This is a genomic window from Sulfitobacter sp. GN1-4, from assembly GCF_055693825.1.
In genome coordinates this window covers 465,251-489,475 of sequence record NZ_JBVFUQ010000003.1, presented here as the reverse complement: position 1 = coordinate 489,475, position 24,225 = coordinate 465,251, and the positions used below count along the sequence as shown (strand labels likewise).

Below are 24,225 nucleotides of genomic sequence, written 5' to 3'. Positions count from 1 at the left end.
CTTTCATGCTACTTCACCGCCCATCGTCAGAACCACAAATGCAGCCACGCCAATCTGCGCGCGGCCCGGAGGGCATGGTGTTGAACATCGCGATGGAGAGCCGCACCCAAGCGGCACAAGCTACAGCAAGTGCGGATGCGCAATGGGTCAGCTTGATGCGCCGGGTGCGCGACAGCAAAGACAAAGAAGCCTTTGCCGCCCTCTTTTCGCACTTCGCCCCGCGCATCAAAGGCTTTCTGATGAAATCCGGTGCCGATGCCACCTTGGCTGAGGAATGCGCCCAGGACGTGATGACCACCCTGTGGCGCAAGGCCGATATGTTTGATCCCACCCGCGCCTCGGTGGCCACCTGGATTTTCACCATCGCCCGCAACCGCCGCATCGACATGCTGCGCCGCCAGAACCGACCCGACCCAGAAGAGCTGCCTTGGGGCCCAGAGCCTGAGCCCGATCAGGCCGATGTGATCGCGATGCAGCAGGATCAGGCGCAATTGGCCACTGCGCTGAAATGTCTCCCTGACGCCCAGCGCGATTTGATCGAAAAAGCCTACTTCGGCGATCTGACCCAATCTGAGATTGCCGCCCTCACCGGTCTGCCCTTGGGCACGATCAAATCCCGTATTCGCCTGGCGCTGGAACGCCTGCGCCTGCATATGACATAAAGTGCCATGACGATTACACATCATTTCCAAGATGACACCCTGCTGGCCTATGCCGCAGGCTCCCTGCCAGAGGCGTTCAACCTGATCGTCGCGGCTCATATCTCGCTCTGCGATGACTGCCGTGCGGTGGTCGAAAGCTATGACAGCCTGGGCGGCGCAGTCATGGAAGACACCCCCGCCCAGGACATGTCCGCAGGCAGCCTTGATGCGGTGCTGGCCCAGTTGGACGATCTGCCGCCCGCCCCGCGCGCGCCTTTCATCCCCGGCACCTTCCCGGCCCCCTTACGCAGCTATGTCGGCGGGGATGTGGATGCCGTGGTCTGGCGCAACATCGGCATGGGCGTGAAACAGGCGGTCCTGGTGGCCGCGCGCGAAGGCACAGCGCGGCTCTTGCTGATCCCCGCAGGCGAAGCGATGCCAGCGCACAGCCACAAGGGCACCGAAATGACGCTGGTCCTGCAGGGGGCCTATGCCGATGATGACGGCCGTTTCGCCCGCGGCGATGTGGAAATCGCCGACGGCGATGTCAATCACACCCCGGTGGCCGAACCCGGTCAGGACTGCGTCTGTCTTATCGTCACGGACGCGCCGCTGAAATTCAAAGGCATCGTGCCCCGCATCGCGCAAAAACTCGCCCGGATTTAGCACCAGCCACCGCCCACGGCCCGGCCCTTCATCTTTCCAACTACACCTCCGGGGAGGCGGCCCTTCGGGCCGTCGGGGCAGAGCCCCTTATAAGGGACTCTCTCCCCTCACCCTTCGGGCTTGGTCAAGGGAACCACCGTGCTTTGCACCGGATCGGCGACCGCATCTTCAAAATCAAAGTTGTGCAACCGCCCCGCCCGTTTGGCGGATTTCTCAGCCGAGATCAGGATGTCATCCACATCCTTGCGCGCCTGGTTGAAATGCGTGTCAAGCTTGCCCACCCGCGTCACCATCCGTTCCACATCTGCATGCAAAAGGCCCAGCTCTTTGCGAATGGCCCCCGCCTGCTCACGCATCCGCGCATCTTTGAGGATCGCGCGCATGGTGTTCAACGTGGCCATGCAGGTGGTGGGGGACACAATCCAGACCCGCTTTTCAAAGCCATAGCGGGTCAGCTCACCAAAATTGGCATGCAGCTCTGCATATACGGCCTCTGACGGCAAAAACATCAGCGCCCCGTCCGCGGTCTCACCTTCGATGATATAGCGCTCCGCGATGTCATCGATGTGCTTTTTCACTGCCACTTTCATCGCCCGCACCGCCTCTTTCAGCGCATGATCACTTTCTGCCACGCGCAGCGCCTCATAGGCCTCCAGCGGGAACTTACTGTCGATCACAATCGGTCCGGGCGGGTTGGGCAGATGCACCAGGCAATCGGGCCGCTTGCCGTTGGACAGGGTGCTTTGCAGCGCATAGCTGTCCGGCGGCAGCGCCTTTGAGACGATATCATGCAGCTGAATTTCCCCAAATGAGCCACGGGTCTGTTTGTTGGACAGAATATCTTGCAGGCTCAGCACATCCCCCGACAGTTTGGTGATGTTGTCCTGCGCCTTGTCAATCGCCGCCAGCCGCTCTTGCAGCTGCGTCAGGCTGGTTGTGGTTTGCTTGGATGTGCCATGCAGCGTCTGGTTCATCCGTTCTTGCATCTCTGCAAGCGAGCGCGCGGATTTCGCCGCATTATCGGCCAGCCGGTCCTGCATCTGCTGCTGAACCGTGGACAGCCGCGCCTCCATCGATTGGATCATCTGGGTTTGCGCTGTGGCTTGGGTGTCGGACACGATCTGCAAGCTGCCTTGCAATTGCGCCTGATGTGCGCCCAATTGCTGTACATGCCCACCTAATGCCTGCATCTGTTGGCTCAGCGGTGCGGCCATCTGAGCGGCCCGGGACGTGCCCCGCACGGCCATGATCAGCAGCACAAGTATCAGCAAAAGCACCCCGGCCCCGATCAGCGCGGCAAGAACAACAGGGTCACCCCAGGCAAAGGTTTGGCCCGCAATCTCAATCATGTCCGTCCAAACAGCCGTTCAATATCACTCAGTTTCAGCTCCACATAGGTGGGCCGCCCATGGTTGCATTGCCCCGAATGCGGCGTCGCTTCCATTTCGCGCAACAGCGCGTTCATCTCTTCTGCCCGCATCCTGCGCCCCGACCGGATGGAGCCGTGGCAGGCCATGCGGCTGAGGATCGCCTCAATCTTGGCCTGAAGCAGCTGGCTGTCATTTTGATCAGCCAACTCATCCAGAATGTCCAAAACCAACGCCCGCGCGTTCACCTCTCCGAGGATCGCAGGGGTTTCGCGCACGGCTATGGCGCCGCCGCCAAAGGCCTCAATCCCGAGGCCAAACCGCCCCAGTTCCTCTGCCAGCTCCAGCAGGCGCGCACAATCGCCGTCTGACAGCTCAACCACCTCAGGGATCAACAGCGCTTGGGCCGGCACGCCCTTTTCCGCCATCTGGTTTTTGAGTTTTTCATAGACCAACCGCTCATGCGCAGCGTGCTGATCGACGATCACCATACCTGTCGCGGTCTGGGCAATGATGTAGTTCTCATGCACCTGCCCGCGCGCGGTGCCCAAGGGATACTCTGGGGGGCCTCGGCGGTCTCCACCACTTCATCCGGCGTGCCCTCAACCCGGCCCCAAACGCCTGCGGTTTCAGCAAAACCAGGCTGGGGCGCTTGTGCGTCAAAGGCCGCCTGCCGCGCGCCCAATGAAGGGCGGTCCATCTGGTAGATCCGCGCGCCCGTGGGCTCTGGCGTCATCGCCCCCAGCGTCGCACCAGCCACGGTGGTTGAGGCGCGATGCCCCGCCTCAGCCAAAGCATGGCGCAGAGCCGAAACGATCAACCCGCGCGCCAGGCCCGGATCCCGGAACCGCACCTCTGATTTGGCCGGATGCACGTTCACGTCCACCAGTTGCGGGTCGCAATCCAGAAACAGTGCGGCGGCTGGATGCCGGTCCCGGCTTAGAAAATCGAAATAGGCACCACGCAGCGCGCCTACCAACAGCTTGTCCCGCACGGGTCTGCCGTTCACAAAAAGGTACTGCGCCACCGCAGAGCCGCGTGAATAGGTGGGCAATGCGGCAAAGCCCGTCAGGTGCAGCCCTTCGCGGGTGGCATCAATCGGCAACGCGTTTTCGGCAAACTCGCGGCCCAACACCTCGCGCAGGCGGCCGTGGAGCGCATCAAAAAGATCGCCTTGCTCAGGCCCCACACGAAACAGATCGCGGCCCGCGCCATCGCCTGACACATCGCGCAGGGTGAACCCGATAAAGGGTTCGGCCATCGCCAGCCGTTTGACCACATCGGTGATCGCTTGGGCTTCGGCGCGGTCAGTGCGCAGGAATTTCAGCCGCGCAGGCGTGGCAAAAAACAGATCGCGCAGGGTCACCACCGTGCCGCCGTTCAGCGCCGCTGGCCGCACAGTGCCGATGGCCCCACCTGTGACCGTGATCTCGGCCCCGTCCGCGCCTGGCACCCGGCTTTGGATAGACAGCCTGCCCACCGCCCCAAGGGAGGGCAGCGCTTCGCCTCTGAAGCCAAAGGTGTGGATGTTCAGCAGATCCGTGCCATCAATCTTTGAGGTCGCATGACGGCTCAGCGCCAGGGGCAAATCCTGCGCGGCAATCCCACAGCCGTCATCCAGCACCCGGATCAGTGTCTTGCCGCCATCGGCATATTCCACGGTGATCCGCGTGGCCCCCGCATCAATGGCGTTCTCCACCAGCTCTTTCACCGCAGAGGCGGGGCGTTCGACCACCTCACCTGCCGCAATGCGGTTGATCGCGCCCTCATCAAGTTGGCGGATAACCGGGCGATTTTCGCTTATGTTGGGGTGCGCTGTAGCCATAACGCTAAACCTAGCATGGGAATGCGCGATTCTGCCAGTTGGTAAATCGGGCAAATGCCGCGCAAACGGCCATCCTTTGGTGCCCAAAATGCCAACGGGCCGCCCAATGGCGGCCCGCTGTCAGAAAGGCTGCTGCAGCTGTGTTTATTATTATCCTGGAATTATTAGCCGCTGGCCAATCTGTATCAGATCAGGCGAACTCAGAACGTCCCGGTTGGCCTCAAAAATCTTCTTGTATGCGGTCGGCTTGCCGTAAAACTGAAGTGAGATGTAGGCCAGGCTGTCGCCGGGCTGCACCAGATAGACGCGTTCGCCCTTTACCTCACGGGTGCGGGCCTCTGAGGCGGCAAAGGCGCGGCGGCTCATTTCGCGCGCAGCTTCGGCCCCCTCTGCCGTGCCATCCTCTGACAAAGAGGTCTGGATCAGGTTAAAAAGCAACGTATCAAGGTCAATCTGACCGTTTGCGGTGCTCAGAGAGGCTGGCACCTCAATCTCGCCGCGTTCAGCCGCTGCTTTGAGAAGGTTCGCCATCGCATCCTGCGTCAGCGGCGCATTGACCGTGCGCAGGACCAACCGCTTGCGTCCATCGCTGACCTCTGCCTTGACCGAGTAAATGCCTGCCATGACACCTTCGCGCAGCATCCGCATCTTGTTGCGGTTCACGATGGCCTGCGCCTCAATCGCTTTTTGCACGCTTTCTTCATCGGTCAGCTTGCCCACGGTGCGCTTGGGCTGCAGCCCTTTGAGCACCGCAGCCTGCAATTCAGCGCCGACATTCGGCTCTGCCAAAGACGGCGTCAGCAGATCCGGCGATTGCTGGCGCGTTACCGCTTCTTGCAGATCCTGCACGGTGAATTCTGTCGGCGGGGCCACGGCAACCGGGGCCGCAGGGCCATCGGTGAATTTCAGCGTGGCCATCACGCCCAACACAAAGGTCAGCAGGCCAATCACGGCCACAGCGATCACACTGGGGTTGATTACGATGCCCGTGCGTTGCGGTGCGGGCGCTTGTTCCTGAACGGTTTCGGGGATGATGTAGTTATCAAAGGTAACCGTTGGATTTACGGGATCCGTACCTTCTGGCTGTTTCATGACGCACCGCTGTCCATGCTAAAGCCCAGAACAGACCAGACCTGCATCCCGCCCCGGTAATACGACAGCTTGTCCGCAGGATAGCCCGCCGCCAGCAGGTTTTGCACCAGCCGCCCCGCGTCATCGCTGCTGGGACCGCCATCGTAGATCAGCAATTCGCGGGCATCCGCGAAGTTATAAAGCCCGTCAAATTCGCGCGCGCCCAAGGCCCGCAGGATTTCCCCGCGAAAGCTGTTTTCCGCCTCAACCGTGCTGTAGGGCAGGCTGACGGTGCCGGGGATGTAGCCCACCGCGCGGTCTTCGGGCAGTCGGGCATCCACCATCAGGCCGATGTTTCCGGCAACCTTGTTGGTGAGAAACGACAGGACTTCTAATTCGCCAAATGTCGACACGCCCGGTGCCACCTGCATTGGGGCCACGCAGGCCGCGCCGCAAGGATTTGTGCGATCAATGAATTGCTGTGACAGCGATGCTGCCTGCGGGTTGTCGCGGCTGATTTTGATCCGCTCACCGTTAAATATGAATGATGCCTTCGCTTCAGTCACCAATTCCTGCGCGCCACTGGTTGTAGCTGCTAGGAGCAGGACTGTCGCAACTTGTGCGGTCCACCTATGCATTTCGTCCCCCAGATGTCATACCTCATCTTGTGCGTAAATTGGCAGTACACACAGATTTCGGTAGCTCTACATATAGGCAGAGGACGAGATCGCTGGTCAAAGCAAAAACGAATCACAGGTCAAAAAACATGGCCTTCACCTCAAAATTGAATGGGAATTGTCCCTGCCTGCCTGTTTTTGAGAACCCGCGTTTCACCAAACCACTTTGCCAAAGCGCATCTGCGCCTGCCTGCGCGGCAAAAGTCGGCACATCCCCGCCGCTCTCAAAAGTTGCATTGACTTGTCAAAGTGGGGCGGCGCATGGCACTTAGGTTGCTCTGCCCGGATCGGAGAAGCCTATGGCCACCGCGACGTCTCAACCATCTGCAACCGCCCCTTCAAACCACCTGCCGCAGGTCACCGAACCTCGGAACCCTGGGATGGCGCTGGACCTGAATTGGGTGCTGGGCGCGCAGGCCAATACCTCGGCCATTGAACGGCGCGCGGCGACCATCGGAACGCGTCGGTCGGTTAAAAAGATGCACCAGGCGGCTTGGCTGTTGAAGGCGGTGAGCTGCATTGATCTGACCACCTTGTCTGGCGATGACACGGCACGCCGGGTCGAACGGCTCTGTGCCAAGGCCCGCCAGCCTGTGGCCCAGCCGTTGCTGGATGCGATGGGGGTTGCAGGGATCAGCACCGGCGCGGTCTGTGTCTATCACGAGATGATCCCAGCTGCTGTTGCGGCGTTGCAGGGCACGGGCATTCCTGTGGCCGCTGTCTCCACCGGGTTTCCGGCTGGGCTGTCCCCCTTTGAGCTGCGGCTGCGCGAGATTGAGATGAGCGTGGCAGCGGGGGCCGCTGAGATCGACATTGTCATTTCACGCCGTCATGTGCTGTCGGGCAATTGGCAGGCGCTTTATGATGAGATGGCTCAGATGCGCGCGGCGTGCGGCGACGCCCATGTCAAAGCCATCCTGGCCACGGGTGAGTTGGGTTCGCTGCGCAATGTGGCGCGCGCGTCCTTGGTGTGCATGATGGCGGGGGCCGATTTCATCAAGACATCGACAGGCAAGGAAAGCGTGAACGCTACCCTGCCCGTCAGCCTGGTGATGATCCGGGCCATCCGGGATTATTATGATCGCACGGGGTTTCGGGTGGGGTACAAACCCGCGGGCGGGATATCAAAGGCCAAGGATGCGCTGGTCTATCTGGCGTTGATGAAAGAAGAGCTGGGGGACCGTTGGTTGCAACCCGACCTCTTCCGCTTTGGCGCGTCATCGCTGTTGGGCGACATCGAGCGCCAGTTGGAGCATTACGTCACCGGGTCTTATTCTGCGGGGTATCGCCATGCAGCGAACTAAGCGGGTTTGGCTGGTGTCGGAAGTAAGTTTTATAAGAAAGATGAAGCCATGAGCGTCGCGGATATCATGGAAACGATGGACTATGGGCAAGCGCCGGAATCTGCCGCCGAAGCGCTGGCGTGGTTGGTCGATCAGGGCAGCCGGTTTGGGCATTTCATTGACGGGCGTTTTACCCCGGCGGGCGATGGGTTTGACAGCAAAAACCCCGCCACCGGTGAGGTGCTGGCCACGTTGAGCCAGGCCAGCCCGGCGGATGTGGATGCGGCGGTAAAGGCCGCACGCAAGGCGCAGCCGGGGTGGGAAAAGCTGGGCGGGCATGGCCGGGCGAAGGTGCTTTATGCGCTGGCGCGGCTGTTGCAGAAACATGCGCGGCTGTTCGCGGTGCTTGAGGTCTTGGACAACGGCAAGCCCATTCGGGAGGCGCGCGACATTGATGTGCCGTTAGCGCAGCGGCATTTTTATTACCACGCGGGCATGGCGCAGCTGATGGCAGCGGAGCTGCCGGATGCAGAGGCCATCGGCGTTTGCGGGCAGATCATTCCTTGGAACTTCCCGCTGTTGATGCTGGCCTGGAAGGTCGCACCGGCGCTGGCGATGGGCAACACGGTGGTGTTGAAGCCTGCGGAATATACGTCGCTGACGGCCCTGCTGTTTGCGGATATTTGCGGCCAGGCTGGTGTGCCCAAGGGTGTCGTCAACATTGTCACCGGCGACGGTGCGGTGGGTGAGATGATTGTGGCGGCAGACGTGGACAAGATCGCCTTTACCGGCTCCACCGAAGTGGGGCGCAGAATTCGGGAGGCGACAGCGGGTTCCGGCAAGGCGCTGACCTTGGAGCTGGGGGGCAAATCGCCCTACATCGTCTTTGATGACGCCGATCTCGATTCCGCCGTAGAAGGATTGGTGGATGCGATTTGGTTCAATCAGGGCCAGGTTTGCTGTGCCGGATCGCGGCTGTTGGTGCATGAGCCTGTGGCCGATCTGTTTTATGCCAAGCTTCGGGCGCGGATGGACAAGCTGCGTATTGGCGCGCCCTTGGACAAGAGCATTGATGTGGGCACGTTGGTGGACCCGGTGCAGTTGCAGACCGTCTCTGCCATGGTGGCCGCGAACACGGCGGGGCAGACACATGTGGCAGCGGGGGCAGTGCCGGAGGGGGGCTGTTTTTATCCGCCCACGTTGATCACGGGCCTGAACCCCGCCGATGCCTTGATGCAGGAAGAGATTTTTGGCCCTGTTGTGGTGTCTACCACCTTCCGCACCCCTGCCGAGGCGGTGGCGCTGGCCAACAACACCCGCTACGGGCTGGCGGCGACGGTTTGGTCAGAGAACGTGAACCTCGCGCTCGACATCGCGCCGAAATTGGCGGCGGGCATTGTTTGGGTCAACGGCACCAACATGATGGATGCAGCGGCAGGCTTTGGCGGTGTGCGCGAAAGCGGATTTGGCCGCGAAGGCGGTTGGGAAGGGCTGGCGGGTTATACCAAATCCAAGGGGACGGCGAAGCCGCTGAAGGACGTGGCTCCGATGGCGGGCGATGGCGGACCAGTGGACGGGGTGGACCGGACTGCAAAGCTTTATATCGGGGGCAAGCAGGCGCGGCCTGATGGCGGGTATTCCGCGCCTGTTTGGGGCAAAGCGGGCAAGCTGTTGGGGCATGTGAGCCTGGCCAACCGCAAGGATCTGCGCAACGCAGTGGAGGCGGCGCATGCGGCCAAGGGATGGTCCAAGACCACCGGGCATCTGCGCGCCCAGATCCTTTATTATATCGCTGAGAATTTGCAGGCGCGGGCGGGGGAATTTGCCGCGCGGTTGGATGCTATGCAGGGCGGCAAGTCGGGGGCGGCTGAGGTAGAGGCCTCTGTCCAACGGCTGTTCACCTATGCGGCCTGGGCGGACAAATATGACGGCCAGGTGCACGGCGTACCGATCCGGGGTGTGGCGATTGCCATGAAGGAACCGGTGGGCGTGATTGGGGCGCTTTGTCCGGCGGAGGCACCGCTTTTGGGGCTGATCTCTTGCATGGCACCGGCCATTGCGATGGGCAACCGGGTGATCCTGTCGGCATCGGAACCGTTCCCTCTGGCCGCTACGGATTTTGTGCAGGTGCTTGAGACGTCGGATGTGCCAGGCGGTGTTGTCAACATCCTCACTGGGGCGCAGGCAGATGTGGCAGAGCCACTGGCGCGGCATCTGGATGTGGATGCGGTGTGGTCCTTTGGGGCGGCGGCGCTTAGCGGGGTGGTTGAGAAAGCCTCAGCCGGGAACCTCAAGCGGACCTGGGTCAACAATGGTATGGCGCGGGATTGGCTGGGGACCGAGGGTGAGGGACACGCGTTCTTGCAAGCCGCCACAGAGGTTAAAAACGTCTGGGTGCCTTACGGAGAGTAGGTCGGCATTTTGAAAAATGCCGCTGCGATCTCTTACAAAGAGATCGGGGCAAACCCTTTAAAGGGTTTGCGCTGTCCCCGCGGGGACAGGCGCGCTTTCTATCGTGGAATCAACGCAGTGACTGTATCGTTAACAGTTAAGTAGGGATTTATTCGCCCACCGTGCTTTCCAACCCTTCGGGCTGGCCCACGACAACGAAATGCAGGTTCTCAGGCTCCAGCAGGTTTGTGGCCACGCGGCGGATATCTTCCATGTCAACGGCATCAACCTTGTCATTGCGGGTGGCGATGTAATCAATCGGCAAGCCCAGCATCTGCATGCCCACAAGGATATTGGCAATTGGGCCGTTGCCATCAAAGCGCAGCGGGTAGGCACCGGTGATGTAGGTCTTGGCTGCCTGCATCTCTTCTTCGGTGATGCCGTCAGTTGCGGCTTTGCGCCATTCATCGCGGATCACCTCGACCGCCTCAGCGATCCGGTCATTGGCTGAACTAACAGAGCCCATATAGACCTCAGCAAGGTCCCGGCTGGACAGATAGGAATAGACGCCATAGGTCAGGCCGCGCTTTTCGCGCACCTCTGTCATCAGGCGGCTTTCAAACCCGCCTGCGCCGATCACCTGGTTGAGGATGAGGGCCGCGAAAAAGTCTGGGTCGCTCTGCTTGATCCCGGACTGGCCAAAGATCGCCACAGATTGCGGGGTTTCGTAATCCACCACGGTCACGCCGGGGGGGATGGCCACATCCGCACGGGGCGGCATCGGCGCGCCGGTGGCGGGCAGATCGCCTAGGAGATCATCCAGGATCGGACCAAGCTCTGCTGCGGTGATGTCACCAACCGCCCCGATATAAAGACGGTCCCGCGCCAGCACAGACTGGTGGGCGGCCAGCAGATCATCGCGGGTGAGGGCGGCAACACTTTCAAGCGTGCCGTTTACCGGATGGGCATAGGGGTGATCGCCAAAAGCGATTTCGCCAAACTTGGCCCGGGCGATGTCGTTTGGATCTTTCAGGTCAGACTGAATGATGGATTGGACCTGGCCACGCACACGTTCAATCGCCTCCTGATCAAAGCGCGGCTGGGTTAGGGCCGTTTTCAGCAGCGCAAGCGAAGCATCGCGGTACTCAGTTAGGAAACGCGCAGACACAGACAACGAGTCGCGTGAGACATCAAAGCCAAGGCTGGTGGCGAGTTCCTCTTGCGCGCGGGCAAAATCGCGCGCGTCCATGTCGCCAGCACCTTCTTCCAGCAGGCCCGTCATCAGGTTGATGGCCCCACGTTTGTCAGGTGCATCCAGCGAGGCGCCGCCGCGAAAGCGGATTTCAAGTACGGCAAAGGGGATGGAGGGTTCTTCGACCAGCCAGGCAGTCAGCCCGCCGGGGGAGGTGACCTGTTGAATGTCCACATCAGCGCGGGCGGGAAAGCTGGCCAGAAGGGTCAGCGCAAAGGCGTAGATCACTTTCATTGGGTCACTTCCTCTTTCATAAGCCAGCCGGTGACAGACCGGCGGCGGTCCAAAACATCGCGGGCGGCCTCTTTGATGTCATCTGCGGTGACCGCCTGCAGCACCTCAGGCCAGGCCTGCACGTCTTCGATGCTCAGCCCGATGGCAAGCGCCTGGCCATAGCGGCTGGCGACGCGTTCCGCATCATCGCGGGCATAGATCTGATCAGCGCGAATCTGGCGTTTGATCCGGTCCAGCTGTTTGGGGTCAATCTCACTTTCCAGAAACGACGCGAGTGCGGCATCCATCGCCTCTTCTGCTGCTTGCAGGCTGATGCCTTCGGCGGGCAGCACGACGATGTCAAAGGTCGTGTCATCCAGCGTGCCCCCACGGTAGAAGGCCCCGGTGTAGGTGGCAATCTGATCTTCGAACTGAAGTTTATCGGCCAGATAGGAAGTGGTGCCGCCGCCCAGAATTTCGGCCAGCATCGTCAGCGCGGCGGCGGTTTCCTGCGCGCCGGGATCACGTTCCTGCGCCTGATAGGACCGGGCGACATAGGGTTGTGCCACACGCGCATCGCGGAATGTCAGCCGCCGTTCGGCGGTTTGCGGTGGTTCCTGTGGGCGGGCACGGGGCTGCAAATCAGGATTGGCGGGGATGACGCCATAGTATGTGTCGGCCAGCCGGCGCACCTCTTCAGGTTCAACATCGCCCGACACCACAAGGATTGCGTTGTTGGGGCTGTAAAAGCGATCATAGAACGCCATCGCATCATCCATATCCAGCGTCTGCATCTCATGCATCCAGCCGATGATGGGCACGCCGTAGCGGTGGTTGAGGTATTGCGCGGCGCTGAGCTGTTCGTTGAACAACGCACCTGGGTTGTTCTCTGTGCGCTGGTTGCGCTCTTCGATGATCACATCGCGCTCTGTACGAATATCTTCTTCGGTCAGGCGGATGTTTTGCATCCGGTCGGATTCCATCTGCATCATCAGTTCAAGCCGGTCCACGGCGACGCGCTGGAAATAGGCGGTGTAGTCATAGCTGGTAAAAGCGTTGTCCCGCCCCCGTTCGCCGCAACCACGGCGGAAAATTCGCCCGCTTCCATGGTTTCTGTACCCTTGAACAAGAGGTGTTCCAGAAAATGCGCAATCCCGGATGCGCCTGCCGGTTCATCTGCGGAGCCAGCGCGATACCAGACCATCTGTTGGACGGCAGGGGCGCGGTGATCTTCGACAACGACAACCTCCATCCCGTTGTCCAAGGTGAAATGGGTCACGGCCTCATCCGGGCTGGCGAAGGCCGCCAGGGGGTCAGCAAAGCCGCTGAAAACGCCGCAAAGATCCGCTGTTTGAACATGAGCTGTCCTTTGTAAAGGGGTCACATGTCACAGAGGTACGCGCCCGGAGGGCACATTCAAGGCAAATGACAAATTTGTAAGGTGGTTATTCGACCGGTGGGGAAGACGGCGTGCGTGCCCCTGCCCCGCGCCACCGCGCCGCTTCGGCGTAGGCATCCAAGGATTCGCGGCGGTAGGCTTGATTGTAGCGGTCCACAGGAACGATGCGGTACTGGGTAAAGCGTTGTTTGCGCTTGCGGAACTTTGCATCCGCTTCGGCCAGGTCTTCGCGGATGTTGGCGGAAACGCCCAACCGGCTGGCATGGCGCACCAACGCGCCGTCACTGGCGGGGATGCCGCCATCAATGGCAGAGGGGCGGCCGCCGAAGGCGGTGATGCCTTCGTCAACAGCGGAACGGTCTGTCAGGTTGACCTGGCCCGGCGTGGGCGTGGGCAGCTCGCTATAGCTTGCAGGCGCTTCCAGCGGTTTGGACGGCTGGATCATGAATTCATCCGGGCCTTCGCCATCATGGCGCAAATCACGCAATCCTTGATTGGCGCAGGCCCCCAAGACCAACGGGATCAGGATAACAAAAGCAGCGCGGCGCATGGGTCGTCTCCTAACGGTTGCCCTGTTCATATCGCAGGCAGGCGGGCAATGTCACTTGCGTTTTTTGGCGGCGGTTTTCTTGTCATCGGCAAAGAGGATCAAACCAATCGCCCCGGCAAAGATAAACACGTCCGCCAGATTGTAGACAAAGGGGTTCGCCCAGCCCGGCAGCGAGTTGTTGAGGAAATCCAGGACGTAGCCATAGATCAAGCGGTCCACCACATTTCCCAGCGCACCGCCCACCAAAAGGCCCGCGCTGATGTGTTCACGTGCCCCAAAGGTCCCGCGCCAGATCCAAATGAGCACGGCCAGGCAGATCACCAGGGCCAGAATGATTAAGAACCAGCGGCTGGCTTCAGAGCCGTCTCCAAAGAGGCCAAAGTTGATGCCCCGGTTTTCGCCGTAGCGGAAATTGAGGTAGGGCGGCAGGACGTCAATCTCTCGGACACGCCAAAGCTGCCAGCTGTGGATCACCACATACTTGCTGGCCTGATCGACCAGAAAAGCAGCAAAGGCGGACCAAAAGAGAAGACGCATCATCCCTCCTTAATGCCGGAAGTGGCGCATGCCGGTAAAGACCATGGCAAGGCCCGCTTCATCTGCAGCGGCAATGACTTCGTCGTCGCGCATTGAGCCGCCCGGTTGGATCAGGGCGGTCGCCCCAGCTTCTGCCGCTGTGATCAGACCGTCTGCGAAAGGAAAGAAGGCGTCAGAGGCCACGACCGATCCTTGGGTCAGCGGTGCGGGCAGGCCCATCGCCTCGGCCATGTCTTGGGCTTTGCGGGCAGCGATGCGGGTGCTGTCCACCCGGCTCATCTGGCCTGCGCCCACGCCCACGGTCGCTCCGTCTTTGACATAGATGATGGCATTGGATTTGACGTGTTTGGCTACCGTCCAGGCGAACAGCATATCGCTGAGCTCTTGATCAGAGGGCGCGCGTTTGGTGACAACCTTGAGGTCATCCCGCGAGATGCGGCCCGTGTCTTTGTCCTGGACCAGCCAGCCTCCCGCCACCTGGCGCGCGGCCAGCAGAGGGGCCTTGGGATCGGCCAGACCATCGGTCGTCAGCAGGCGGAGGTTTTTCTTTTTCGCAAAAACCGCGACCGCGTCGGCATCAGCACCGGGGGCGATAACCACTTCGGTAAAGATGCCAGAGATCGCCTCAGCGGTTTCACCGTCCAGCGGCTGGTTCAGCGCGATGATGCCGCCGAACGCAGAGGTGCGGTCACAGTCAAATGCGCGGGTATAGGCCTGGGTCAGCGTGCTGCCCGTGGCGACGCCGCAGGGGTTGGCGTGTTTGATGATCGCGCAAGCGGGGCCGTTATCAGGGGCGAATTCGCTGACCAGCTCAAAGGCGGCGTCGGTGTCGTTGATGTTGTTATAGCTCAGCTCTTTGCCCTGGTGCTGAGTGGCGGTCGCCACGCCCGGACGGTCAGAGCCATCGGTGTAGAACGCCGCCTGTTGATGCGGGTTTTCGCCGTAGCGCAGCGGTTGCGCCAAGGTACCGCCAAAGGTGCGGCGCCGCGGTGTGTCGCCCACTTGCGCGGCCATCCAGGTGCTGACAGCCGTGTCATAAGCCGCTGTGCGCGCATAGGCGGTTTGGGCCAGAAGCTGGCGCAGGGCATAGGTGGTTTGGCCGTTGTTTGCAGACATCTCAGCGATCACCGCGTCATAATCTTCAACGTCGACCACCACATTCACAAAGCCGTGGTTCTTGGCCGCAGACCGGATCATCGCGGGTCCGCCGATGTCGATGTTCTCAATCACTTCATCATAGGCCGCGCCTTTGGCCACGGTTTCCTCAAACGGATAGAGGTTGACCACCACCAGATCGATGCCGCCGATGTCGTGCGCCTGCATGGCTGCGACATGTTCAGGATTGTCGCGCAGGGCCAGCAGACCGCCGTGCACCACCGGGTGCAGGGTTTTCACGCGGCCATCCATCATCTCAGGAAAGCCGGTCACGTCGGACACATCTTTAACCTCCAGCCCCGCTTCACGCAGGGTGCGCGCAGTGCCGCCTGTGCTGAGCAATTCGACACCGTGGCTGGCCAGCGCCTTGCCGAAATCGATCAAGCCTGTCTTGTCGGAAACGGAGAGGAGCGCGCGTTTGACGGCGGTGAGGTCGGGCATGTGTTCGGGTCCTTTGGTCAGGTTTCTTCCAGGTACGGCTCGTCCATAGACAAGTCACGCACGCCAATCGCAGTTTCCTGCGCTTTGGACAAGGACCACCTGACACGGGTGGCATAGGTATAGGCCGTCCCAGACAGCACGATTTGCTGCGCGGCACGGGGTTTGAGGCGGGTGGTTTCCAGATAGGCTCCCGCTTCGAGCGCGAGGTTGTGGGTGCCATCGTGGCGGAACACCCAGACCTCCCCGCTTTTTAGCGCCATGGAGATCGCGGCACCGCCAAGATCAAGCGTCGCGTCCACATCGGGGTGCAGATGAAAGCGGATGTCGAAACGGATGCCTTTAAGCTTGCCTGCGTCCAGTGCGGCGTCAAAGCGGCGTTTGTCGGAGTCTTCCAGCGCGACCAGCATGTCCTCACCCGCCAGCCCCCGGCCATCTGACGTCAGCTCCAACGTGCGGGCGTGGGTCAGACCGTGGGACGGGACGTAGCCATCATGCCCGCCCTGAAACCGCAGGCCATCCGCCATGGGCGAGATTTCAATCGGGACATGGGTTGGTGTGTTGATCAGCGCTTCGCGGCCTGTGGCCGGATCGGGATCGGCCAGACGCGCGCTGGAATACCCCCCAGACAGAGGGTGGAGTGGGACGGCGTGGCCCGGCCCGCGCGGCGCCAGTCCAGACCAAAGGACGCGCCTGAGCCGCAGTTCACCACCAGCGGCCTGCGGCCCGACGTCAGCTCAAACGCCAGGGTTGAGGCATGGGCATTGTCGGAGGCGGCCCCAACAGGCGGGGCAGAGGCATCAATGACAACGCTTGTGCGCCCGCCGCTCAGGCGGGCATAGCCCATGGCCAGGCCTTCGCTGTTGCGCGATGTGATACCGCTGGCGGCAAGCGCGTGATCCAGCCAGCCTTCGATGCCACGGCCACCGCCGTGAAACCGGGCAAGCCCACCATCCATGTGCCGCAACGACCGCAAGGTGGGCGCGATGCGTTCAATGGCTGCAAGGTGTTCAGGTGGCGTGGCGCGGCCTGCGTCCTCAAGCGCTGCTGCGGCCCAGGTAAGCAGCGTAAAGACGGCCAGCAGTTCTTCGGGGTTGCGGGTAGGCAAGCCGCCTTGGGCGTCGATCTGGTTGGCACATTCGCGCGCCAGCGCCTTGATGGCCGGATCCGCCAGCGCCTCTTTGCCCTCAAGTGCGAGGCCCGCATAGATCAGACCGGTCAGCGCCTCAAACCGGGGCAGGCCGGGTGCGGCACCGCGCCAGCGGCGCGACAGGAAATGGGTTTGCTGTTCAAGGGAGCGGTAGAACGCGTGGCTTTGTTCGGCTTCTTGGCCAGACAGCACGAAAAGCGCGTGGTTGATCCAGCGAATCAACCGCCGCCCGGTCAGATCAGGGCTCCACCCTGGGCCGCGGCCTTTGCCAAAACGGTCAATCCATTCCCACAGCCAGGTTTGCGCCGCATTGCGGGCGGGTCTGTCGCCCACGGCGGCCAGATCATCGAGCCACGCGAAACCATGCAGTTCCGCCGCATAGGCCGCATCCGGTGCCATCACCTGCCAAATGGTGTGATCGGGCGCATTTATCAGCGTGCCTGCAAAGAGATAGTTGCCCGCCGTCAACTGCCGCCCCCGCGCAAAAGAGCCGATCGTGCGCGGCTCTGGTGAGGAGACAAAGCCCTTTACCGTGGCCTTGGCACGCGTCGCCAGCCGCGCGTGAACCGCGTTCAAAAGCCGCGCTTGGCGCGCTTTGAGACTGGCGAAATGGATCATAGACAACTGCCCTTGACGCTCTGTTGGCGTTTGATGCCAGCATAGACGGCGCGGCACAGTGAGTCACCGGTTTTCAAGCATGGCAAGCGCAATCAGCAAGATGCCCCCTATCGGCATGGTGTTGCCGCCGCGAAAATGTATGGTGCGGGCATGATTGCAAGTTTGATGATGTATGCCCGCCCTGAAATGACTGAGGCGAATGCCCGCTACTGGACCCTGATCCGCGAAGCGCTGGCCGAGCGCGGGATCGACGCGCCGGTAGATCTGGAAAATACCGGTGATCCTTTTGCCGTTTGGACCGCACCTGATCTGGTCCTCAGCCAGACCTGCGGGATGCCTTACCGGGTGCGGTTGCACCCGCAGGTGCAACTGGTGGGCACGCCCGATTTTGGGCTGGAGGGCTGCGCGCCGGGACACTACCGCAGCGCCGTTGTCGTGCGCGCAGACGATCCGCGTGAGGAATTGGCTGCGTTCAAGGATGCCAGGTTCGCCTATAATGAGGCGATGTCGCAATCGGGGCTGGCTGCGGCCTTTGCCACAGCGCAGGACGCTGGGTTTTGGTTTTCGGATCGGGTGATCAGCCACGGGCATCAACGCTCAGCCCAGATGGTGGCGGCAGGCGAGGCGGACATTGCAACCCTGGATGCGCAAACATGGCGGTTGATCTGTCGATACGATGATTTTGCGGCTGATCTGCGGGTGCTGTGCTGGACGGCCCCGACACCGGGCTTGCCCTATATTACCGGCCCAAACATGGACAGCGCAGCAATCGCGGCGGCGGTGCGCACGGCAATAGCCGCGCTCACGCCCGCTGACCAGGGCACGCTGGGTTTGCGCGGGTTTGTGCAGATCCCGAAGGCTGATTATCTGGCGGTGCCAAACCCGCCACCAGACGCGGTGTGACAGGTTTGCGGGCAGGCGAACCCCGTCAGGCCGATTTGCGCAGCAAAGCGATGTAGAACCCATCCATGCCGCCAAGGTCTGGCCAATAGTCGGGCCGCAACCGCAGCCCGCCTTCTTCCGTGATCCAATCCTTGGCAATGCCCGGACGTTCAAGCGATGCTTGATCGACGCGCATATCGCCATGACGCTCCAATGCCTCATCAACCTGCACCTCGCCTTCATCAGGCAACAGGCTGCAGGTGCAAAAAAGCATACGGCCACCGGGTTTCAAAAGCTGCCAGGCATGATCCAGCAGTTCTGATTGCAGATCAATCAGTGGCCCAAATTCGGACCCATCTTTGGCAAAGGGAAGATCGGGGTGGCGGCGCAGGGTGCCCGTGGCCGAACAGGGCGCGTCGAGCACGATGGCGTCATAGCTGCCGCTGAGCGCGCGGGCGTCTTTGACCATGGTTTTCGCCGTGAGCTGTGTGCGCGCCAGGTTTTCATTCAGGCGCACCATACGCGCGGCGGAATCGTCCACCGCCGTTACCTCGGCCCCGGCGGCGGCCAGTTGCATCGTCTTGCCGCCCGGTGCGGCACAAAGATCAAGGATCTTTTCGCCCGATTGCGGTTGCAAGATCTGAACCGGGAGAGCAGCGGCGGCGTCCTGAACCCACCAATCGCCGGTATCAAAGCCGGGCATCGCGCTGACCTGACCCGCATCGCTGATCCGCAAGCTACCGGTAGGCAGTAGCGTGGCCCCCAGCTTTTCCGCCCAAACCTCAGCGTCTTGTTTCACCGTCAGGTCAAGCGGGGCACCTGCCAGATGCGCTTGCTCCATCGCGGCGATGGCCTGCCCACCCCAGGCGTCCGTCAACGGGCCACGCAACCATTTGGGCAGACGCGGCGGGCGCAGGCCGTCCCAGGCGGCAGGCCCCTCCGCCGCGATTTTGCGCAAGACCGCATTGGTCAGACCTTTGAGGTGGCTGAGGCGCGGATGTTTGGACACCAGCGTGACCATCGCATTGACCACACCGTGGGCCGCCCCGCCCTGGCACAGCTCCAGCGTGCCGACGCGCAAGACATTGCGCACATGCAGGGGCGGATATTTGTTGAGATGCTTTTGCAGCAACCGGTCCGCCCGTTCCAAACCGCGCAGGGTTTCGGTGGCAAGGCGTTGTGCGCGGGCGCGGTCATCTGGCGGCAGCTTGGCCAATATGCCGCCTGCCAATGCTTCGGACATCAGCCGCGGGCGTTCTTCATCGAGAACCGCGTCAAGCAGTTGAACCGCGCCGCGACGGGCCTGCACTCCGGTGTTTGACATATTGGCGCCTCGCGTGCCTTGCCCGTGATCCGTGCGGGCGTATATCAAAGGGGCAGATGCCTCAAGAGGATGCGATGACCGATACGCCCAAGCCCGATGACCGTTCTGATTTGCCACCCGCCGCACAACGCGCGCTGGCCGAGGCGGAGGCGCGCCGCAAAAAGGCGGCTGACCTGGACCTGCCGCCAGAGTTGGGTGGGCGAGACGGGCCAGAGCCCGTACGCTATGGGGATTGGGAGAAAAAGGGGATCGCGGTCGATTTCTGAGGTGCCGGTCAGCCGCTTAAATGCGGGCGTGGCTTAGCGCAGTCGGAAATCAGCCGACTGACCCGTGCCACGATCTGAGGTGATGCGGACTTTGCTGCCGTTGGTTTTAACCTCTTGGCAATTGTAGCCCAGATCATCGCCGCCCCATTCAAGGCTGCGGCACAGATAGCCATTCTGCCAGGTCCATTCACCGCTGACTTCCCATGTGGCCCCGGTGCCGGAAATCCGCCCATCGGGCAACACCTGAAGGCGCACAAGCGGACGCGTCAGTGTTTTGCCAGTGGTGAGGGCCACAAAATCATCGCGTGTTTTGACCTGTTCGAACTCAGCCAGGGCCGGGGTGGCCAAGCCAAGTGTCACTGCACATACCAAAAAGGCGAACCGTTTCATTCCTACACTCCATCAGCGGGGTCTGCAGTGTATACGCATGAACCCTGCAAAAGGTTCATGCGTCCTGAAAATTTTATGAATTCTCCGACAGGCCCAGCACGTCAAGCATGTCATAGGCCCCCGGCCCACGCCCCTGCCCCCACAGCGCCGCCTTGAGCGCGCCGCGGGCAAACACCGACCGGTCAGAGGCCACGTGCCGCAGGATGATGCGTTCTCCGGCGGCGGCAAACATCACGTCGTGTTCCCCGATAATGTCGCCGCCCCGGATCGCCGTAAAACCGATATCGCCTTTTTTGCGCGCCCCGGTGATGCCATCGCGCGCGCGGTCGGCCACATCGCCAAGCGCCACGCCGCGCCCTTCGGCGGCAGCTTCGCCCAGCATCAGTGCGGTGCCAGAGGGCGCATCGACCTTTTGATTGTGGTGCGCTTCGATCACTTCGATGTCATAATCGTCATCCAATGCTGCCGCCACGCGCTTGGTCAATTGGGTCAGCAGGTTGACGCCCAAGCTCATGTTGCCCGCGCGGATAATGGTGGCCTGGTTGGTAAAAGGCGTGAGCGCGGCAATCTCTTCATCTGTCATGCCGGTGGTGCCGATGACATGCACGATGCCCGCCCCAGCAGCCGCTTTGGCAAAGGCAATAGTGGCTTGGGGTGCGGTGAAATCAATGACGGCATCAGCCTGCGCAAAAGCGCCTGCGGCATCAGCCGTCACCGCAACGCCTGTGGCCGCCCCGCCCATGGCCGTGCCGATGTCCTGATCCAGCCAGGGGTGACCGGGCCGTTCAATCGCCCCGGTGAGCACAAGTTTCTCATTCGCCGCAATCAGCGAAATCAACGTCTGGCCCATCCGGCCAGAGGCCCCTGTGACGGCAACGCGAACGGGATCTGTCATGGCATTCTCCTGCGGCAAGTTCGCGCCGGTTTAGCGCGCCCTGCAGCGCTTGGCAAAGCCTATGGGACGGCTTAGGTAGGGGACATGGGAAAGAACAAGTTTCACGATGGGCCAGGCCCCTCTCAACGGCAGCTGCGCGTAGGCGAAACCATTCGCCGTGCGCTGTCAGAAGTGCTGGCGCGCGGTGATGTGCACGACCCGGAGCTGAACCGGATGTCGATTACCGTGGGCGAAGTACGCACCTCGCCTGATCTGAAGATCGCCACCGCCTATGTGTTGCCGTTGGGCGGACAGGGGCAGGATGCGGTGATTGAGCTTTTGGCCCGCAACAAAAGCGAGCTGCGCCGCTTGGTGGCCAAGAAGCTGACGCTGAAGTTTTCGCCTGACCTGCGGTTTCGGCTGGATGAAACCTTTGACCAGATGGATGAAACGCGCCGGATGCTGTCAGAAGACCGGGTGCGCCGCGATGCAGAGGCACCGGATCAGTGATCAGGCTGGCCGCGCTTTTGATTGCGCTGGCAAGTGCTGCTTCGGCCACTGAGTGTCGCCAGGAACGCTATGAGGGCAACGCCTATACCATTTGCGAAGTGGACCTGACGCAAGAGCAGCTGGCGCTGTTTCTGGCCGATGAAGACGGCAAGGTTTTTGGCCATTTCGGCAATGTTGATGCCGCGTTGAAAGCCCGCGGCGCGCGGCTGGGCTTTGCCACGAACGCGGGCATGTATCACGATGATCGCCATCCGGTTGGCCACTACGTTGAAAACGGGGTTGAGGTGCAGCGGGTGATCCCAAATGCGGGGCCTGGGAATTTTGGCCTGCTGCCAAACGGGGTGCTTTGCCTTCGGCAAGGGCGCGCGGATGTGGTGGAAACCACGCGCTTTCTGGCCGAGGCACCAGCCTGCCTGTCGGCCACTCAATCGGGTCCGATGCTGGTGATCGATGGCGCGCTGCACCCACGGTTTTTGCCTGACAGCACCTCGCGCTACATCCGGAACGGGGTGGGCACGTCAGCAGACGGCAAGCGCGCAGTTTTCGCCATCTCGGACACAACGGTGACCTTTCATGAGTTCGGCAGCCTCTTTCGTGATCATCTGGGCGTTGACCAAGCGCTTTATCTTGATGGCAACATCTCGCGTCTGCGGGCACCTAGCCTGGGGCGCAGTGGCGCGGGCTTTACCACGCTGGGGCCGATCATCGGCGTTGTGGAGCCTGCCGGATAACGCTGGGCAAGGCGGCAACAGCGCGCTATAGCGCGCCCGGATCAATGCAAGAGGCAGGCATGGCGCGCAAACGCAAAGGGCGGGACATTTCGGGCTGGCTGGTGGTGGACAAACCTGCGGGGCTGACCTCAACGGCTGTGGTGAACAAGGTGCGCTGGGCGTTGGAGGCCAAGAAGGCGGGCCATGCTGGCACGCTGGACCCAGAGGCAACAGGCGTTCTGGCCGTGGCGCTGGGCGAGGCCACCAAGACGGTGCCGTTTATCACTGATGCGCTCAAGGCCTATACCTTTACCGTGCGTCTGGGTGCCGCAACCAATACCGATGATGCCGAGGGCGAAGTGATCCGCACCTCAGACATGCGGCCGGATGATGCTGCGATCAAAGAGGCTTTGGGCCAGTTTGTGGGCGACATTGAACAGGTCCCGCCGCAGTTCTCAGCCGTCAAGATCGACGGAGAGCGCGCCTATAAACGCGCCCGCGACGGCGAAGAGATGACGCTAGCTGCACGTCCGCTGTGGGTCGACAGCCTGCTTTTGATTGACCGGCCCGATGCCGATCACGTCACGCTTGAGATGGTCTGCGGCAAGGGCGGCTATGTCCGGTCCATCGCGCGGGATCTGGGGGCCGCGCTGGGCTGTTACGGGCACGTGCGAGAGCTGCGGCGGATTTGGTCAGGCCCGTTTGAGGCCAGCGAGGGGCTGAGCCTGGATCAGATTGACGCGCTGGCTAAGACGCCTGAGTTGGACAGCCATCTGCGCCCTTTAGAAGACGGGCTGACAGAGCTGCCGCAGGTCACCGCCACCGCCGAAGGTGCTGTGCGGTTGCGCAATGGCAATCCCGGCATGGTGATCGCGCAGGGCGTAGATTACGGGACGGAGTGTTGGGCCGCGTTTGATGGCAAAGCGGTGGCTGTCGGTCGGTTCAAAGCCGGAGAGCTGCATCCGTCGCGGGTGTTTAACACCGCAGAGGAATAATGCCGTGCCCTGCACATGAAAAAGGCCGCGGTGTCCCGCGGCCTTCTTTTGTTAGATCAAAGATGGTTTAGCCGTTGATCCAGCTGTCAACCAGCGCGGCATTATCCGCGATCCAGTCTTCGGCCACCAGGCGTGGGTCACGCTTGTTTTCGAACATCTCAACGATCCAGCCGTTGATCTCATCACCGGTGAACTGAACGTTGCCCAGCATCTTGGCGACGGCAGGGTTGCGGTCTTCCAGAGACTTGGAGAAGGCCACGAAGATGTCGTTGGAGGCGATCACGCAGTTGAACTCGGATACTTCCAGCCAATCTTCGGCATCCAGGTTCACGTCTTCGCAACCGTCAGAACGCGCAGGCTCTTCCACGGCTGTCAGGTCATATTTCACGTGGATCGCTTCTGGTGTCCAGTAGTAGAACAGTTGTGGTTTTTCTGCGGTATAGGCTGCTTCCAGACCCGCTTTGAACGTGTCAGCGGAGACGATGTTCGGCTCCCACAGACCGTCCAGACCGTAGGACTTGAACTTGATCTGCCAACGCTTGGTGGAGGCCCAGGTCACGTCACCGGCCCAGTATTCGCCTTTGCCGTTGCCGTCTGTGTCAAACATCGCGGCAATCTCAGGGTTCTTCAGGTCCTCAATGCTTTTGACGCGGTCGGTCATGTAGGTTGGCACGTAGATGTTGGAGGTGCCTTTGTAGGGTGAGTTTGTCAGAACGGTCTGGTTGCCGTCGATATATTCATCCCAAAGCGCCTGCTGGTTTGGCATCCACAGGTCGGTGAAGACGTCGATGGAGCCGTCACCCTTGTCCATGCCAGCCATGATCACGGCGGCCTGGTTCATGCCCGATACGATTTCGGCTTCGCCGCCCATCTTGTCTTCGATGATGGCGGACAGCACGTGGCCGATGGCCTGTGCGCCGTTCCAGCTAAGGTCAGAGAAAGTGACTTTCTCTTGGGCGGAGGCGCCCGTGGCGGCAAGCGCCAGTGCCGCTGCTGCGACTGTTGATTTCAAACCGTTCATTTGGTGTCTCCCGTTTGGTT

At 61.3% G+C, this 24,225-nt stretch carries 20 protein-coding genes and 3 pseudogenes; 9 read left to right on the top strand and 14 right to left on the bottom strand.

What is annotated here, in order from left to right; translation table 11 throughout:
• Nucleotides 1-155: 155 nt before the first annotated feature.
• Nucleotides 156-662, top strand: a complete 507-nt coding sequence (locus tag ACZ1HM_RS02975) for a sigma-70 family RNA polymerase sigma factor (RefSeq protein WP_472744555.1) — start codon at nt 156-158, stop codon at nt 660-662.
• 6 nt (nt 663-668) lie between these two features.
• Entirely contained in the window at nt 669-1,307 is a 639-nt protein-coding gene (locus ACZ1HM_RS02970) for a ChrR family anti-sigma-E factor (RefSeq protein ID WP_472741132.1), read from the top strand.
• A 107-nt stretch (nt 1,308-1,414) separates the two neighbouring features.
• Here ACZ1HM_RS02970 and ACZ1HM_RS02965 read toward each other — a convergent pair whose 3' ends face one another.
• The 4 genes and pseudogenes from ACZ1HM_RS02965 to ACZ1HM_RS02950 form a co-directional block, all read right to left on the bottom strand.
• Nucleotides 1,415-2,656, bottom strand: a complete 1,242-nt coding sequence (locus ACZ1HM_RS02965) for a DNA recombination protein RmuC (protein WP_472741131.1) — start codon at nt 2,654-2,656, stop codon at nt 1,415-1,417.
• Nucleotides 2,653-4,499: pseudogene (gene mutL / locus ACZ1HM_RS02960) on the bottom strand (DNA mismatch repair endonuclease MutL). Before mutL ends, ACZ1HM_RS02965 begins: the two are co-directional and overlap by 4 nt.
• A gap of 150 nt (nt 4,500-4,649) precedes the next feature.
• Nucleotides 4,650-5,591 carry a LysM peptidoglycan-binding domain-containing protein gene (locus ACZ1HM_RS02955; protein ID WP_472741130.1) on the bottom strand — a complete coding sequence of 314 codons (942 nt, stop codon included), beginning with the start codon at nt 5,589-5,591 and terminating at the stop codon, nt 4,650-4,652.
• Nucleotides 5,588-6,136 (bottom strand): rhodanese-like domain-containing protein, encoded by a 549-nt coding sequence (locus ACZ1HM_RS02950; protein WP_472741129.1) that lies wholly within the window; start codon nt 6,134-6,136, stop codon nt 5,588-5,590. Before ACZ1HM_RS02950 ends, ACZ1HM_RS02955 begins: the two co-directional genes overlap by 4 nt.
• Before the next feature lie 410 nt (nt 6,137-6,546).
• On the opposite strand from ACZ1HM_RS02950, the gene deoC reads away from it, so the two are divergent.
• Nucleotides 6,547-7,551 carry a deoxyribose-phosphate aldolase gene (gene deoC / locus ACZ1HM_RS02945; protein ID WP_472741128.1) on the top strand — a complete coding sequence of 335 codons (1,005 nt, stop codon included), beginning with the start codon at nt 6,547-6,549 and terminating at the stop codon, nt 7,549-7,551.
• A 48-nt stretch (nt 7,552-7,599) separates the two neighbouring features.
• The gene (locus ACZ1HM_RS02940) at nt 7,600-9,942 is read left to right on the top strand and encodes an aldehyde dehydrogenase family protein (protein ID WP_472741127.1); all 2,343 of its coding nucleotides are present in this window, start codon (nt 7,600-7,602) and stop codon (nt 9,940-9,942) included.
• 148 nt (nt 9,943-10,090) lie between these two features.
• Here ACZ1HM_RS02940 and ACZ1HM_RS02935 read toward each other — a convergent pair whose 3' ends face one another.
• From ACZ1HM_RS02935 to ACZ1HM_RS02910, 6 genes and pseudogenes are all read right to left on the bottom strand, one after another.
• Nucleotides 10,091-11,407 (bottom strand): M16 family metallopeptidase, encoded by a 1,317-nt coding sequence (locus tag ACZ1HM_RS02935; RefSeq protein ID WP_472741126.1) that lies wholly within the window; start codon nt 11,405-11,407, stop codon nt 10,091-10,093.
• Nucleotides 11,404-12,695 (bottom strand): annotated as a pseudogene (locus ACZ1HM_RS02930) (M16 family metallopeptidase). Before ACZ1HM_RS02930 ends, ACZ1HM_RS02935 begins: the two are co-directional and overlap by 4 nt.
• Before the next feature lie 136 nt (nt 12,696-12,831).
• On the bottom strand, nt 12,832-13,335 hold the full coding sequence (locus ACZ1HM_RS02925) for a DUF3035 domain-containing protein (RefSeq protein WP_472741125.1): 504 nt from the start codon (nt 13,333-13,335) through the stop codon (nt 12,832-12,834).
• 51 nt (nt 13,336-13,386) lie between these two features.
• Nucleotides 13,387-13,872: a signal peptidase II gene (lspA, locus tag ACZ1HM_RS02920; RefSeq protein WP_472741124.1), complete on the bottom strand. Its 486-nt coding sequence runs from the start codon at nt 13,870-13,872 to the stop codon at nt 13,387-13,389.
• A gap of 9 nt (nt 13,873-13,881) precedes the next feature.
• Nucleotides 13,882-15,468 (bottom strand): bifunctional phosphoribosylaminoimidazolecarboxamide formyltransferase/IMP cyclohydrolase, encoded by a 1,587-nt coding sequence (gene purH, locus ACZ1HM_RS02915; protein WP_472741123.1) that lies wholly within the window; start codon nt 15,466-15,468, stop codon nt 13,882-13,884.
• A 17-nt stretch (nt 15,469-15,485) separates the two neighbouring features.
• A pseudogene (locus tag ACZ1HM_RS02910) lies at nt 15,486-17,233 on the bottom strand (heparinase II/III family protein).
• Nucleotides 17,234-17,383: 150 nt separating this feature from the next.
• Between ACZ1HM_RS02910 and ACZ1HM_RS02905 the strand changes: the two are divergent.
• Nucleotides 17,384-18,136 carry a phosphate/phosphite/phosphonate ABC transporter substrate-binding protein gene (locus tag ACZ1HM_RS02905; protein WP_472741122.1) on the top strand — a complete coding sequence of 251 codons (753 nt, stop codon included), beginning with the start codon at nt 17,384-17,386 and terminating at the stop codon, nt 18,134-18,136.
• A 25-nt stretch (nt 18,137-18,161) separates the two neighbouring features.
• Here the strand turns inward: ACZ1HM_RS02905 and ACZ1HM_RS02900 are convergent, their stop codons facing one another.
• Complete coding sequence (locus tag ACZ1HM_RS02900; RefSeq protein ID WP_472741121.1) at nt 18,162-19,439, bottom strand: RsmB/NOP family class I SAM-dependent RNA methyltransferase; 1,278 nt, start codon at nt 19,437-19,439, stop codon at nt 18,162-18,164.
• Nucleotides 19,440-19,513: 74 nt separating this feature from the next.
• On the opposite strand from ACZ1HM_RS02900, the gene ACZ1HM_RS02895 reads away from it, so the two are divergent.
• Entirely contained in the window at nt 19,514-19,705 is a 192-nt protein-coding gene (locus ACZ1HM_RS02895; RefSeq protein ID WP_472741120.1) for a DUF1674 domain-containing protein, read from the top strand.
• A gap of 33 nt (nt 19,706-19,738) precedes the next feature.
• Here ACZ1HM_RS02895 and ACZ1HM_RS02890 read toward each other — a convergent pair whose 3' ends face one another.
• Nucleotides 19,739-20,095: a dihydrodipicolinate reductase gene (locus ACZ1HM_RS02890; protein WP_472741119.1), complete on the bottom strand. Its 357-nt coding sequence runs from the start codon at nt 20,093-20,095 to the stop codon at nt 19,739-19,741.
• A 73-nt stretch (nt 20,096-20,168) separates the two neighbouring features.
• Nucleotides 20,169-20,990 carry a 4-hydroxy-tetrahydrodipicolinate reductase gene (dapB, locus tag ACZ1HM_RS02885; protein ID WP_472741118.1) on the bottom strand — a complete coding sequence of 274 codons (822 nt, stop codon included), beginning with the start codon at nt 20,988-20,990 and terminating at the stop codon, nt 20,169-20,171.
• A gap of 84 nt (nt 20,991-21,074) precedes the next feature.
• On the opposite strand from dapB, the gene rbfA reads away from it, so the two are divergent.
• Genes rbfA through truB form a run of 3 tightly spaced genes read left to right on the top strand, consistent with a single transcriptional unit; the run spans nt 21,075 to nt 23,184 of the window.
• A complete protein-coding gene (gene rbfA / locus ACZ1HM_RS02880; RefSeq protein ID WP_472741117.1) occupies nt 21,075-21,479 on the top strand; it encodes a 30S ribosome-binding factor RbfA in 405 nt (134 codons plus the stop codon).
• Nucleotides 21,476-22,210: a phosphodiester glycosidase family protein gene (locus tag ACZ1HM_RS02875; protein ID WP_472741116.1), complete on the top strand. Its 735-nt coding sequence runs from the start codon at nt 21,476-21,478 to the stop codon at nt 22,208-22,210. Before rbfA ends, ACZ1HM_RS02875 begins: the two co-directional genes overlap by 4 nt.
• Before the next feature lie 59 nt (nt 22,211-22,269).
• Nucleotides 22,270-23,184 carry a tRNA pseudouridine(55) synthase TruB gene (truB, locus tag ACZ1HM_RS02870; RefSeq protein ID WP_472741115.1) on the top strand — a complete coding sequence of 305 codons (915 nt, stop codon included), beginning with the start codon at nt 22,270-22,272 and terminating at the stop codon, nt 23,182-23,184.
• A 67-nt stretch (nt 23,185-23,251) separates the two neighbouring features.
• On the opposite strand, the gene ACZ1HM_RS02865 is transcribed toward truB, so the two are convergent.
• The gene (locus tag ACZ1HM_RS02865) at nt 23,252-24,205 is read right to left on the bottom strand and encodes an ABC transporter substrate-binding protein (RefSeq protein WP_472741114.1); all 954 of its coding nucleotides are present in this window, start codon (nt 24,203-24,205) and stop codon (nt 23,252-23,254) included.
• Nucleotides 24,206-24,225 lie beyond the last annotated feature (20 nt).